This is a genomic window from Streptomyces aureus (assembly GCF_000725495.1).
Taxonomy (GTDB): domain Bacteria; phylum Actinomycetota; class Actinomycetes; order Streptomycetales; family Streptomycetaceae; genus Streptomyces; species Streptomyces aureus_B.
In genome coordinates this window covers 1-257 of the sequence record NZ_JNZD01000112.1, presented here as the reverse complement: position 1 = coordinate 257, position 257 = coordinate 1, and the positions used below count along the sequence as shown (strand labels likewise).

Annotated in this window: 1 protein-coding gene; it reads left to right on the top strand. The window is 68.5% G+C overall.

Annotated elements, in window-relative coordinates:
- Nucleotides 1-257, top strand: a 257-nt coding sequence (locus IO36_RS36200; RefSeq protein ID WP_037626658.1) for an acyltransferase domain-containing protein, incomplete at both ends; no start/stop codon positions are given.

The following is a 257-nucleotide window of genomic DNA, read 5'->3' as shown; positions in this document are numbered from 1 at the left end:
GACGTCCGGGAGGTGATGTGGGGTGCGGATCCTGATCTGTTGAACCGGACGGGGTGGTCGCAGCCGGCGTTGTTCGCTCTTGAGGTGGCGTTGTTCCGGCTGGCGGAATCATGGGGCGTGCGCCCTGAAGTCGTAGCGGGGCATTCGTTGGGTGAGGCGGTGGCGGCGCATGTGGCGGGTGTGTTGTCGCTGGGGGATGCGTGCCGGTTGGTGCGTGCGCGTGCTGCCTTGATGGACGGGCTGCCGGCGGGTGGGGC